The following is a 12,878-nucleotide window of genomic DNA, read 5'->3' on the forward strand; positions in this document are numbered from 1 at the left end:
TTAGGACTTAAATAAATAAAGTATCATTATGAGGATACACCGAAGATAATTACTACCTTCCTACTCATCAAACCGAACAATACCCAACTCAACCTCAACCCCTTAACCTCTCTAACATGGCAATAGCTTCAAACGGTCCGCATGGCCACCTTAACGGAAAAGTTGGCAATCTTGTTTTTTATATGCTCAATGGGCAACCTGTGGTACGTTTAATCGGCAGAAAGGGAAAACCTAGTACGCTTCAACTGGCCAATTATCAGGAAATGGCTGTCACCACCAAACTGCTAAGTGGAATGGGTGGTTTTATTAAACTCGGTTATGGTTTACAGGCCAGAGGAACGGTGCATAATGCACATAATTTAGCCACTTCTTATCATAAAAAACAGGCTTTAACAGGCGAATACCCCAATATTCGCATTGACTACAGCAAGGTAAAGGTAAGTCAGGGCCATATGCCGGAGACCGCGGATTTAAAGATCGAAAAATTAGCAGGCGGACTGGAAATCACCTGGGATCCGACACCTACTACCGACCTACAGCACAACGACAGTGTGATGGTGATGATTTGTTGCCCGGAAAGCGGAAAAGACAGGGAATACCTGAATATCGCCAGAAGATCAGAAGGGAAATGTTTTATTCCGATGTATGAAGAGGCCTTAAATCAACAGATAGAACCTTATATTTCATTTATTTCTGCGGATGGAGAAAAGGTGTCCGACAGTGTTTACCTGGGCAATTTGAATGGTACTGGTAAAAATGCGTCAGAAAAACAGGAAGAAGAGAAATATCAGCGGGTAAAAACAAGATTTGATCAGTTGGAAAGTAATTATTCAGCGCAATTGAAAGCCAATTATGGCGAAATCCCCAAAAACAAAGCATTTAAAACCCTCGAAAAGGAATATAAGGTCCTCAAAAAACAACTGGAACACCTGCCCGGAAAGCCCGGCTAAATCAAAAGAAAGAGACCACTACCCCCTTTTTATATCGGATAACGAACTTTCTTATGTCTCCCCGTAAATTATCTTTGATCAGGTCATAGATGAATAGGGAATCACTGAATATAGCTTCCTTTGTAGGGTAATCATTTTCACCTGACGACTCCACAAACACAATCAAGTTAATCTAAAAACGCATCTATGTAGTAATCAGGCGATAAAACACCATTTACAATTATTACAATAAATTTCAAACATTTATAGCCTTAAGGGGTTGTTCAAGAAACAAAAGTATTTCCTTCATTCTGCTACCTCTTTATGAAAAACTACTCTCTACGCTTGCAATTGCTATTCCTGGCGATGTTAAAGGATTTTTTCTTTTTGAAGGATTACTCATGCCATCATTTTCCCTTTAAATCGCAACTATGAATACAACCTTTACTAAAGTTAAAGTATCCTTTGGCTTACTTCTGGCTGGCTGCTCGTTAATCACGACCCAGGCACAGGCTCAGCTCATCAAATATGAAAGCAAGGACTCGCTAAATGGCAAGCCAAAAATCAGCTCTGCATTAATTGGCCGGTTAAAGCTCAACGGCATTTACGACATCAGTGGAAATCTACATGGCAACAGCTCATTTCTCATCCATGAGAACGATGTTTTTGGTCGCAATAAACCTGCGTTTTGGGTGGATATGCGCCAAAGTCAGATTCGATTCACGACGACTACTCAATTGAAAAACGGCAAAGAGATCAGATCCATGCTGGAAGGTGATTTTGAAGGTGGACCAAACCGGACTTCCTTATTCAGGTTGCGTCATGCCTGGATCAAGTACAACAATTTCACGTTAGGCCAGAATTGGTCAACTTTCGGTGATTCTGATTTATGGCCGGCAAGTTTACTGGATTGGGATGGTCCAACCGGAATGGTCTTGAGCAGAAGAATCCAGCTGAATTACAAAAACAAATTCAATCCAAACGGTAAGGCGGGTTATGAGGTTGCAGTAGAGCAGATGGAACCTCGCAGATTATACGATTATACCACTAACGATGCGTTGGGAGTAGATTATGCGCCCAAAAGGATGCCCGATGTGATTGGTGCTTTAAGGTATGATTACGACAATGGTGGCTTCTTAAAAGTTGCCGGTATCTATAGAAACGTTGGTTACGACTCTAAAAATCTCTTAGAAACTGCACCTGAAGTTAAGTTCAAATCAGAAAATGGCTGGGGTGCAACTGCTATCGCCAGCATCTTTTTCAATAAGAAATCTGGTTTAACAAATAACCTACAAGCTCAATTTAATGTAGGAAAAGGCATTGCAGATTATTTTCTGGCAGTTGGTGGTTCTGGATTAGATGGTTTTGCCAAAGAGAACAAAATGGGAGAATTAAATCTATTAAATGTACATGCCGGTTTCATTTCTTATCAACGTTTCTGGACGCCAAAATTCCATACGATGGTGATCGCTTCTTACAACCACTTTTATGGTGCAGAAGCAACGGCAAGTCCATGGAATGAAATGACGAATTACCACTTCACACTAAACCTTTCTTACAACATACTTGACAATTTAATGGTTGGTTTTGAGCCTCAGATCGGCTATAAAGAACTCCATCTGGATGAAGGCATCAAAAAAGGAAAGGATGCAGTGCGCATCAACTTCGGCATGTTATACAATTTTTAAAAGCAGCAAAACATCTATCTACAATACATCGTATAAATCTACAATTATGAAAAAACTACTATCACTTTTAGTCATGGTCCTGTTGCTACAGGTAGCGTATGGCCAAAAACCAAGAATCATTATACTCGCTACCGGTGGCACTATTGCCGGAGAGGGCGCTTCCGCAGATCGTGCGGGATATACGGCCGGTAAAATCCCTGTTTCTGAGCTGATTGGCTCTATTCCTACAATTAGTCAGATTGCAGATGTGAGTGGCGAGCAGATTTCTTCGGTAGGAAGTCAGGATATGAGCCTGGAGATCTGGAAAAAATTAGCCCTGAGAATCAATGAAATTTTCAGTAAAAAAGAAGCGGATGGCATCGTGATTACACATGGTACAGATACGCAGGAAGAAACGGCTTATTTCCTTGATTTAGTGATTTCTTCTGATAATCCGGTTGTATTGACCGGTTCTATGAGAGCTTCTACAGCGATTAGCGCGGATGGTCCTAAAAACCTTTTTGATGCCATTACCGTTGCTGCAAGTCCGAAAAGCAGAAATCGTGGGGTATTGGTTTCCTTCAATGAGTCTATTTTCAGCTCCAGAGATGTGACCAAATTGAGTACAACAAAAGTGAATGCATTTGGTGCGCCAAACAGCGGTCCGGTTGGACAGGTTTTCGACGGAAAAGTAGAATATTACAAGACTTCTGAGCGTCGTACGCCACATGTTGCCCCATTTACCATTACTAAAAACACGGTTTTCCCTAAGGTAGAGATTTTTTACATGTATACAGATCCCTCTCCAAGCTATTTTGATTGCCTGTTAAAGGATAAAGTAGCAGGGATTGTGATTGCAGGTGTAGGTAATGGAAATTTCTCTAAACCAATTACCGCAGCCGTTAAAAAAGCAATTGCAGACGGCATTGCCGTTTGTCGCGGGAGCAGATGTATTTCCGGCCGCGTGGTAGAAGATGGAGAAGTAAATGATAAGGAATTGGGAACTATTGTTTCCGACGACTTAAACCCTCAGAAAGCAAGAATACTGCTGATGTTGGGCTTAACAAAAACTCATAAAGCTGCTGAACTTCAAAAATATTTCCTTCAATACTAATTTTTGCTTCGATTAATCCCGGGTGCATTGTTCCGGGATTTTTCACCAATCAAAAAGATTCCAGCATCATTAAGCTGATGCTTTTCTTTCCAACAAACAAGATTTTAACTATTCAAAACATACTATTAAACTTTATACTATTATGGCAACTTTTCGAATTGAACACGATTTTTTAGGCGAAAAAGAAATCAGCAATGACTGTTATTATGGCGTTCAAACGATGCGCGCAAAAGAGAACTTCGACATCACTGGTATTCCGATTGGTTCTGAACCTCTTTTTATCCAGGCTTTCGGTCATGTTAAAAAAGCGGCTGCACTGGCCAACAGAGACCTTGGAATTCTTGATGCTAAAAAAGCGGAAGCCATTGTTTATGCTTGCGACAGACTAATTGCCGGTGAGTTTACCGATCAGTTTATCAGTGATTTGATTCAGGGAGGTGCCGGTACTTCCACCAATATGAACGCCAATGAAGTCATTGCGAATCTTGGTCTGGAATATTTAGGTTATAAAAAAGGTGATTATGTTCATTTACACCCAAACAACCACGTTAACCTTTCTCAAAGCACCAATGATGCCTATCCAACGGCCTTCAGAATTGCCGTTTACCTGAAAATCAACCATTTCGCCCTTGCGTTGGAAGAGTTACAGGAAGCATTTTTCTTCAAAGGGAAAGAGTTTAAAGATGTGCTGAAAATGGGAAGAACGCAGCTTCAGGATGCGGTTCCGATGACCTTAGGTCAGGAGTTTAACGCATTTGCTACTACTTTAGGAGAAGATGTGTTGCGTATTAAAGAAGCAGCATTGTTGATTACCGAAGTAAATATGGGCGCTACGGCCATTGGTACGGGCGTAAATGCACCAGAAGGTTATTCTGCTTTATGCGTTAAATACTTAGCGGAAATCAGTAAAGTTCCCGTGATTCTGGCGGCAGATTTAATTGAAGCTACTTACGATACCGGCGCTTTAGTGCAGTTGAGTGGTACTTTAAAGCGTAACGCTATTAAATTGAGTAAAATTTGTAATGATTTAAGGTTATTGAGCAGCGGCCCAAGATGTGGTTTAAACGAGATCAACCTTCCTCCGATGCAACCGGGTTCTTCGATCATGCCTGGAAAAGTAAATCCGGTGATTCCTGAGTTGATGAACCAGACTTGTTTCTATGTGATTGGTGCAGATTTAACGGTTACAATGGCTGCTGAAGCCGGTCAGTTACAATTAAATGTAATGGAACCAGTAATTGGAATGGCATTATTCACTTCCCTGCAATACCTGACAAAAGCGTGTCTGACGTTAAAAAACAAATGTGTTCTGGGCATTACTGCGAATGAAGAACACTGTAAAAATATGGTGATGCAGAGTATTGGTATCGTGACTCAGCTGAACCCAATTTTAGGTTATGAAGAATGTGCTTCCATCGCTAAAGAGGCGCTTAAAACAGGCAAATCTATTTACGAGATTGTGGTGACCGAAAGAAAGTTGATTTCCCAGGCGAAGTGGGATGAAATTTATTCAATTGATAACCTGATCAACCCTAAATTTATCTCACAATGATCTTCGTCCAGCTCGGCATATTACTGGCCATGATCCTAATCGGATCACAGATGAAAGGTATTGGACTCGGGGTGATGGGAATGGTAGGCTTAATGATTTTCGTGCTGGTGTTTAAAATGACACCTGCCGAGCCTCCTGTTGCCGTGTTGTTGATTATTCTTGCTATTGTAACCACCGCTGCCACTTTACAGGCAGCTGGTGGTTTAGACTATCTGGTCAGTATTGCGGAGAAAATCATTAGGAAAAACCCAAGTCAGATTACTTTTATTGCTCCTTTCACCACTTATTTCCTGTGTTTGTTTGCGGGGACTGCACACATCGTTTACTCTCTTTTACCAATCATTGCGGAGGTGGCAGCGAAACAAAGAATCAGACCGGAAAGACCTTTATCGGTTTCTGTGATTGCCTCCCATCTGGCGATTACAGGGAGTCCGATGAGTGCGGCGACTGCTGCATTGGTGACCATCCTGGCTTATTCTTCCGCTTCTATAGACATCATGAAGGTATGTATCCCGGCTTCCATTATCGGGATATTTGTCAGCATTCTGGTGGTGCGTAAGAAAGGTATTGAACTAGATAAGGATCCGATATTTATCGAGAAAATGAAAGATCCTGAATTTGCGCGTTCGATGGATCCTACGGATACCAGTGGTGGCGAAAGTCACTATGTAGCTGCTCCGGGGGCTAAAATTGCCGTTGGCATATTTGGCCTGGCCATTCTGATGATCATTTTATTTGGTGCATTTCCTCAATTAGTACCTCATGTTGGTGGTGCCAAAAGTTTCAGTGTAAATGCGGATGGAACGATTAGCTTAACCAGTCTGATCATCATGATCACACTAACCGCTTCGGCGCTCATGATGCTGATCACTAAAACTTCGGCGGCTAAAGTGGCCAAGATGAGTTTGTTCACTTCCATGGCTACCGCAGTTGTTTCTGTGTTGGGTGTGGTTTGGATGAGTGCAACTTTTATGGCTGCAAATGAAGCGGTCATTGCGCATACATTTAAAGATATTGTTTCTGAACATCCATGGACTTTCGCTTTCGCACTGTTCATTATGGGAGCTTTGACCTTTAGTCAGGCAGCAACCACCAAAACGATTATGCCAATGGGTGTTGCTTTAGGAATTATAAATCCGCATTTGATTGCGATGTTCCCGGCAGTGAGTGGTGATTTCTTGCTTCCAGGCTACCCTACCCTTGTTGCGGCCATCGATTTTGACCGAACGGGGAGTACGAAAATCGGGAAGTACGTATTGAACCACAGTTTTATGGTACCAGGGCTGGTGGCCTTATCGGTAGCGATTATAGTTGGTTTTGTGCTGACAGGGATTTTATTTTAGGAGCAGATTATACTTTCAAAGGTTTCTCTTTTTCAAGACCTCAAAAACAAATTCCTTCCCATACAAGAATGCCCCATGATCAAGATGATTACGGGGCATTCTCATTTAATACTTTAATGCGGATTAAGCTGCATCAATTGCTTCGCGCAATGCTTTTGCTGCTGCTGCCGGATCTTCAGCTCCGTAAATTGCAGCACCTGCAACTACTACTGAAGCACCTGCTTTAACTACTGCTGCAACATTATCAATGTTTACACCACCAGCTACAGAAACAGGAACACCTACTCTTGCTGCTTCATCAATTAATACCTGGATTGAGTATCCTGGCGTCCATTGCTCATCTAATCCAGCGTGTAATTCTACGAATTCTACACCTAATTTAGTTACTTCCTGTGCACGTCTAACACGGTCAGGGTAACCAATTGTGTCTACTACAATACCTTTTCCGTGTGCTTTTGCAGCTTTAACGGCACCGATAATTGTTGCATCACCAACAGCTCCCATTACAGTAACTAAATCAGCACCTGCATTAAAAGCGATTTCAGCTTCTAATTCACCAGCATCAGCTGTTTTCATATCTGCAAAAACCAGTTTATCAGGGTGTGCCGCTTTCATTGCAGTAATTACTGCTGCACCCATGTTTTTAATTAATGGAGTACCCAGTTCAATAATATCTACATAAGGGGCAACTTTTGCTGCCAATGCTAATGCTTCTTCTGTCGTTAATAAATCGATTGCTACTTGTAATTTTGCCATAATGATTTTATATAATAAATGATTTAATTCTTGATTATTTCGGGTTTAAACTAGGTTTAACCCGTTTTAATTGTGCTTAACCGCATTATTCCAGATTTGCATGTCTTGTCCACAGTTCCGCATTAGGAGTATCGTCCATCTTCCAAAGCGACTGAAATACAGCATCTGTAAGCAACAGGAGAAACTGTTCAAATAAGCTTCCTGCATATTGCCTCGAACGACTACCTTCATGGTCTTCTTTTTCCGCAGCGGGGATGAGTATCAATTGATCTGCGCTATTGGCAAGCAGTGATGTTGTCTGCGTAGAAAGTGCCACTACCGTTGCGCCTACTGATTTTGCTTTTTCTGCTGCTTTTACAATAGAACTGGTGGTCCCAGAACCGGATGCTGCGATTAACAAATCACCTTGTTTGATGGCCGGAGTGGTAGTTTCTCCAACAAAATGGGCATTTAATCCCAGGTGCATCAGGCGCATTGCTGCTGAACGCATGGCGAAACCAGAACGACCTGCGGCGATGATAAAGATGTTATTCGCTGTTTTAATGGTATTTGTAAAAGTTGCTACTTCATTAAAATCTATCTGTTTTAACAACCAGGTATTTTCCATGAGTATCATTTCAAGGTTATTGCGAACCTCTTTTGCCAGTTGTTTATCCGTTGTTGTTTGAACCTCCATTGTAACCGTTTTTAATCTGGTGTAAAGGTAGGCCGGCTTTTCTGCCCTCTGGTTACACAATCAGCCATTTATATGGGACAATCAGGAAACTTAGCCCTTTCTAAGTCATGCTTAAGCCACAAAAAACAAGCTATTTCTGAATAGTCCACCATATTTTCCAAATCGTCCTATACGCCAGATGGAGTTACTTATCTTTGTAGCATGATGAATGTTGCATTACCGGCGGGTCTGGAAAAATCACTGATTTATATTCGTAATCTGGGCAATTGTCCGCCGAGTTACCTGAATGATCCGGGAAGGAAAGACTTTTTTGAGATTGTGTGGTTGAAGAATGAGGATGCTTTACATGCCTTAAAGGATACGGATTTGGATGCTAAAGGCGACTGGATTTACCTGATTCCTCCGTACCGTGTACATCAATTGAATAAAGCCGGAAAAAACGGGGAGCTGATCTCTTTTAAGCGAGATATGCTGGAAGAGGAAGACAAAGAGTTTCTTTTAGACCTCTTTAAGATTTTCAATGTACAGGGGGAATTCTCTTGTCTGCGGTTAAATGAGGCTGCTGCTGCTGAACTTTCAGGGATTTTCAGTTTACTGGAAAAGGAGTATGCCAATCACAGCATGACGATGGTAAAAGCGCTACTCAAAGTCTTTCTTTTGAAATTGATTCAGGTAAAAGAACATGATTTCACCAGTCAGGACATCCATCAAAAGCGGGTTTATGAGTTTTTAATGTTGCTGGAAAGCAATTATCAGCAGGTTCGTAATACAGACTTTTATGCGGGAAAACTGGGGATTAGTTCTAAGCGACTGAACCAGATTCTGAAAGAAAAACTGGACAAAACAGGGATGCAGCTGATCCATGACCGCATTATTCTGGAAGCAAAACGGAGTATCATTCATAGTGAGATCACCATCAAAGAGATCGCCTATGAACTGGGTTTTTCCGACAGGCCATATTTTAGCCGGTTTTTCAAGAAACAGACTGGTCAGACGCCGGAAGAGTTTCAAAAACAGGCAAAGGAACACATTAAAGTTAAATTCAACACGCTGGTTTAAACGCTTATATTCCCGAAAAAATGGCTCCCATTCTTACAGATCCTTTGCTGCAAATTATACTGCTCTTACTATTAGTTCTCATGGTAGTTTGCGTAAAACTCGGGAAACTGACCTTTTATGCAGCTATAACGGCGGCATTACTGGGTTTTCTCGTTGCAGCAACGGCAGGATTGAAAGGCATTGCCATGTTAGGGGTATTTTTCGTTTTAAGTGTATTGGCTACTTCGCATCAGAAAAGGATCAAGCAGTTGATACATCCGGATTCCGCTGAGAAAACGGGCCGTGATGCCCGGCAGGTACTCGCAAACGGTGGTGTTGCCGGAATTACCGCCATACTTTCGCTATTCAATCCGGAGCACAAAGAATACTACCTATTGATGATGGCTGCAAGTCTGGCCTCGGCTCTTGCCGACACTTTATCTTCGGAATTGGGAATGGTTTACGGCAAACGCTTCTACAACATTATTAGTTTTAAAAGGGAGGCCAATGGTCTGGATGGGGTGATCAGTCTGGAAGGCACAATAATCGGTGCGATTGGTGCAGGTATCATCGCTTTGACCTATGCTGGATTCGGGAAAATAGCAATTATTGTGGCTATAGCAGGGGTACTAGGCAATTTCAGCGACTCCCTGCTTGGTGGATTATTAGAACGAAAAAATCTGATCGGGAACAATATGGTCAACTTTTTAAACACAGGGTTTGCGGCCCTGGCCGGTTTGCTATTGTATTTATTGTTCCAGATCAGGGGCTAAAATCATTGATCTTAGCCCGGCAAGCCATCTCGTTTTTCTGTTACACGACTTCATTCTCCAGGGAACCAAATTTACCGGCTGCAACATCGGCAAAAGCCTGTTCGATTTCCTCTTCCGTGTTCATCACAAATGGCCCTTTATGTACTGCTGGTTCGTTCAAAGGTTTTCCGTTCAGGATTAAAAACTTAGCATCTTCCATCGCAAGAATCTCCAGAACTTCCCCTTCATTTTCAAACAAGACAAACTGCTCTTTACCAGCTTCCACTTCATTCAGTTTAAGCTTCCCTTCGAGGATCAGAATACCCATATTATACTCAGCAGGACAGTCGATTTTCATACCTCCATCTTGTTTCAAAGTAACGTCTAAGAGATTCATCGGGCTATACGTTTTCACCGGACTTTCTACGCCCTGATAACTTCCTGCAATTATCCTGACTTCTCCTTCTTCCAGTGTTACCTTTTTGATCTCGTCTTTGAGTAAGGTTTGATAACCGGGTTCTACATATTTAAAGGCTTTTGGCAATATCGTCCATACCTGAATCATTTGAAGATTTCCTCCTTTACGGGAAAACTCCTCTTCGAAATATTCCTTATGCAGGATTCCCTTTCCGGCAGTCATCCATTGTACATCGCCAGGCCCTACTATCCCATGATGACCAGCGCTATCGGTATGCGCAACAGCACCTTGATATACCAGTGTAACCGGCTCTATCCCACGATGCGGGTGTACATTTACGCCACGTTTTTTATCGCTGGGTTCATAATAGGTTTCCGGTTGATAATCGATCATATAAAAAGGGCTCATTTTATCCCCCAGATTATTCCCGTTAGGAAAGATATTGATCACTTTAAAAGCGTCTCCGACAGCATGTTTGTAACCACTGCTGTAGACTCCTGCTATTTTCTTTTTCATATCATTTGTATTAAACAATCCCGGCAGGAGTAAACAATCTGCCGGGATTCTTATTTAAAATAAGCTTTAGAATTATTCTGACTTATCATAAGAAAACTGGATACCCGCGGTACCACCCGTCTCGATAAACAACTTCATAAATCCTGGTACTGTTTCTGATCTTCCCCAGTCTCTTTGTAGTTCACAGAACAGCTGTGCTACACTTACCGGCTGTGCACCTGCCTGCTCCATCCTTCTCAAGGCGGCATCATGTGCCGCTAATGATGTTCCACCAACGGCATCTACGACTGGATAAACCTCATAACCTTCTTTCAGCGCATCTAATGCGGGGAAAGAAAGACAAGCTTCTGTCCAGAGGGCGGTCATAATTAGTTTCTTTCTTCCGGTTGCGATTACAGCTTCCAGAAATTCAACATCTTCCCATGCATTAATTGTGGTGCGGTCATAGGATGGTATTCCTTTCAGTTCTTTACGCAACTGAGGGATGGTTTCAAAATTCAAACCGGTCTTTACGTTTACGGTAGAAAGGATAATTGGTAAATTGTACAGTTTAGCCATTTTTGTGACACCGACAATATTATTAACCAATAATTGTCTGTCCATTGAGGCGATTGAATTCACCTGAACCGGCTGATAATCGATGATGATAAATGCCGCATTTTCTGGTGTCAAAAGGTGATCATTTTTCTGATCTCTGATTGGGAAACTACTCATGATGTTTTGTTTTAACTGGTAAAATTCAAACTATTTACTCAAGCGTTTATTTTTGTAATTTTTGGGTCCACCACAGCAATTCCTTTAGCATTCCTTCGGCCGTACGGAGATGTGCTTCATCGCCTGTAAATCGTTCCTCATCATCCATGTATTTGGTAAAAAAGGGAACGTGAACCGCTTCTACCAGGGGCACCATTTTCATCGCTGTTACCACTTGTTTCAGCATCTGAACTGCTCGGGTACCACCGGCAATGCCGCCATAACTCACAAATCCGACAGGTTTATACGTCCATTCCTGATACAGGAAGTCGAGTGCATTTTTAAGGGTGGCAGGAAATCCGAAATTATACTCCGGAGTCACAAAAATAAAGGCATCAGCTGCTGCGATTTTCTTACTCCAGGCTTTGGTATGTTCGTGTTGATATTTCTGTAGTCTGGGATGCTCCGGCTCATCCATAAAAGGCAGATTTATTTCTTTGAGGTCGATCAATTCGACTTCAAAGTCCGACTGCTTATTTAACAAGTCCATCATCCATTTTGCAATGGCTGGTCCTTTTCTTCCCGGCCTGGTACTGGCCACAATCACTTTAAGCTGATACATATTTCTTTATTTAAGGATTAATGTCCAGACGTTACAAAACCTCTCCTATTCATCGTCTGAAAAGGCCGTTCATTTTTAATCAACAGGCCTTTCCCCTATAACAAAATTAGCGGGTAATTAGATCAGAAAAAATAACATAGGTTAAGAAAATCGCTTAATCTACCATAAGAAGATTTTGGGATTAATGCTTAAGCATGCAGCATTTTACTCAAAAATTCAGGGGTAACTCCGATGTAAGCGGCGATCTGCTTTTGAGACAGGATGTTGGTTAAGGTTGGGTAGCGAAGGCAAAACTTCCCATAGCGTTCTTTTGCGCTAAGTCTCAGATTTTCCATGGAACGCTCCTGGAAAGAAACCAATGACCGCTCAGCCAGGATTCGGAAATAATAGTTGAATTTTGGAATCTCTTTATACAATTTTTCCAGGTTTACTTTGGAAATTAAGAGTAAATCTGCATCTGTAAGGGCATCAATATATAAATGACCCGGTTCCTGCGTAATCAGGCTATACATATCTCCTATCCACCAGCCTTCCGGTGCAAACTGCTGAATATATTGAAAGCCGTTTGCATCCAGGTGGTAGCTCCTCAAACATCCTGAGACCACAAACATAGCAAACCTGTTCACATCTCCTTCCAGCAATAAATGCTGCTTCTTTTTCACTTTCTTAACTTGGAGGTAAGCACAGAACTGTTGTTTTTCATCCTCACCAAGCTGAATATGCTTTGCGATGTTTGCTAAAAGAAGGTCATGGCTCATAAAGGAGGATTAATAAGAATAACTAAGGTAAAGCTTATCGCAGG

The 12,878-nt window shown here is 41.8% G+C and carries 13 protein-coding genes; 7 read left to right on the forward strand and 6 right to left on the reverse strand.

The features are described from left to right. The first annotated feature begins 116 nt into the window (after positions 1-116). The 5 genes from R2Q66_RS17625 to R2Q66_RS17645 all read left to right on the forward strand — a co-directional run bounded on the left by R2Q66_RS17625 (position 117) and on the right by R2Q66_RS17645 (position 6,605). On the forward strand, positions 117-950 hold the full coding sequence (locus R2Q66_RS17625; protein WP_316751428.1) for a DUF6266 family protein: 834 nt from the start codon (positions 117-119) through the stop codon (positions 948-950). 410 nt (positions 951-1,360) lie between these two features. Next, positions 1,361-2,617 (forward strand): DcaP family trimeric outer membrane transporter, encoded by a 1,257-nt coding sequence (locus R2Q66_RS17630; RefSeq protein ID WP_316751430.1) that lies wholly within the window; start codon positions 1,361-1,363, stop codon positions 2,615-2,617. A 46-nt stretch (positions 2,618-2,663) separates the two neighbouring features. Next, complete coding sequence (locus tag R2Q66_RS17635; protein ID WP_316751432.1) at positions 2,664-3,710, forward strand: type II asparaginase; 1,047 nt, start codon at positions 2,664-2,666, stop codon at positions 3,708-3,710. A gap of 139 nt (positions 3,711-3,849) precedes the next feature. Further along, positions 3,850-5,262: an aspartate ammonia-lyase gene (gene aspA, locus R2Q66_RS17640; protein WP_410479441.1), complete on the forward strand. Its 1,413-nt coding sequence runs from the start codon at positions 3,850-3,852 to the stop codon at positions 5,260-5,262. Further along, a complete protein-coding gene (locus R2Q66_RS17645; protein ID WP_316751436.1) occupies positions 5,259-6,605 on the forward strand; it encodes an anaerobic C4-dicarboxylate transporter in 1,347 nt (448 codons plus the stop codon). Before aspA ends, R2Q66_RS17645 begins: the two co-directional genes overlap by 4 nt. 123 nt (positions 6,606-6,728) lie before the next feature. Here the strand turns inward: R2Q66_RS17645 and hxlA are convergent, their stop codons facing one another. Together hxlA and hxlB are read right to left on the reverse strand one after the other, a co-directional pair. Beyond that, complete coding sequence (gene hxlA, locus R2Q66_RS17650) at positions 6,729-7,361, reverse strand: 3-hexulose-6-phosphate synthase (protein ID WP_316751438.1); 633 nt, start codon at positions 7,359-7,361, stop codon at positions 6,729-6,731. Between the two features lie 85 nt (positions 7,362-7,446). Further along, positions 7,447-8,037 (reverse strand): 6-phospho-3-hexuloisomerase, encoded by a 591-nt coding sequence (hxlB, locus tag R2Q66_RS17655; protein WP_316751440.1) that lies wholly within the window; start codon positions 8,035-8,037, stop codon positions 7,447-7,449. 201 nt (positions 8,038-8,238) lie between these two features. On the opposite strand from hxlB, the gene R2Q66_RS17660 reads away from it, so the two are divergent. Both R2Q66_RS17660 and R2Q66_RS17665 read left to right on the forward strand, forming a co-directional pair. Continuing rightward, positions 8,239-9,096 carry a helix-turn-helix domain-containing protein gene (locus R2Q66_RS17660; RefSeq protein ID WP_316751442.1) on the forward strand — a complete coding sequence of 286 codons (858 nt, stop codon included), beginning with the start codon at positions 8,239-8,241 and terminating at the stop codon, positions 9,094-9,096. Positions 9,097-9,116: 20 nt separating this feature from the next. Next, positions 9,117-9,848 carry a DUF92 domain-containing protein gene (locus tag R2Q66_RS17665; RefSeq protein WP_316751444.1) on the forward strand — a complete coding sequence of 244 codons (732 nt, stop codon included), beginning with the start codon at positions 9,117-9,119 and terminating at the stop codon, positions 9,846-9,848. 40 nt (positions 9,849-9,888) lie between these two features. On the opposite strand, the gene R2Q66_RS17670 is transcribed toward R2Q66_RS17665, so the two are convergent. From R2Q66_RS17670 to R2Q66_RS17685, 4 genes are all read right to left on the reverse strand, one after another. Next, positions 9,889-10,761, reverse strand: a complete 873-nt coding sequence (locus R2Q66_RS17670; RefSeq protein ID WP_316751445.1) for a pirin family protein — start codon at positions 10,759-10,761, stop codon at positions 9,889-9,891. A gap of 72 nt (positions 10,762-10,833) precedes the next feature. Continuing rightward, positions 10,834-11,475 carry a hydrolase gene (locus R2Q66_RS17675; protein ID WP_316751449.1) on the reverse strand — a complete coding sequence of 214 codons (642 nt, stop codon included), beginning with the start codon at positions 11,473-11,475 and terminating at the stop codon, positions 10,834-10,836. A gap of 46 nt (positions 11,476-11,521) precedes the next feature. Next, on the reverse strand, positions 11,522-12,076 hold the full coding sequence (locus tag R2Q66_RS17680) for an NAD(P)H-dependent oxidoreductase (protein ID WP_316751451.1): 555 nt from the start codon (positions 12,074-12,076) through the stop codon (positions 11,522-11,524). Between the two features lie 188 nt (positions 12,077-12,264). Continuing rightward, positions 12,265-12,834: a Crp/Fnr family transcriptional regulator gene (locus tag R2Q66_RS17685; protein ID WP_316751453.1), complete on the reverse strand. Its 570-nt coding sequence runs from the start codon at positions 12,832-12,834 to the stop codon at positions 12,265-12,267. Between the last annotated feature and the right edge of the window lie 44 nt (positions 12,835-12,878).

The sequence above is a fragment of the Pedobacter gandavensis genome (genome assembly GCF_032677645.1).
In the GTDB taxonomy this organism is placed as follows: domain Bacteria; phylum Bacteroidota; class Bacteroidia; order Sphingobacteriales; family Sphingobacteriaceae; genus Pedobacter; species Pedobacter gandavensis_A.